Annotated in this window: 1 protein-coding gene; it reads right to left on the bottom strand. The window is 38.1% G+C overall.

Going from position 1 to position 239, the window contains the following annotated elements; genetic code table 11:
• Positions 1–205, bottom strand: a 205-nt coding sequence (ruvX, locus tag H5993_RS09360; protein ID WP_204777125.1) for a Holliday junction resolvase RuvX, incomplete at its 3' end; no start/stop codon positions are given.
• Positions 206–239: the final 34 nt, after the last annotated feature.

Raw genomic sequence — 239 nt, 5'->3', positions numbered from 1 at the left:
CACCCATGGTGCCATTCATATTTTTCGGCAATCCAACTACAAATTTTGTGGTTTCGAATTGGCGACAAAGTTCTTTAATTCGTCCTAAATCATTTATATAAGATTTGCGACGAATGGTTTCAACACCTTGTGCTGTAAATAAAAGTTCATCACTTACAGCTATACCTACAGTGCGGTCGCCCACATCAAGGGACATAATGCGCATGAATTATTCTGTTCCCTTCTTGATATTTTCATTG

It is taken from the genome of Limosilactobacillus alvi (genome assembly GCF_016900115.1).
In the GTDB taxonomy this organism is placed as follows: domain Bacteria; phylum Bacillota; class Bacilli; order Lactobacillales; family Lactobacillaceae; genus Limosilactobacillus; species Limosilactobacillus alvi.
The sequence above is the reverse complement of the archived record's forward strand: the minus strand, read 5'-3'. Positions and strand labels throughout refer to the sequence as shown.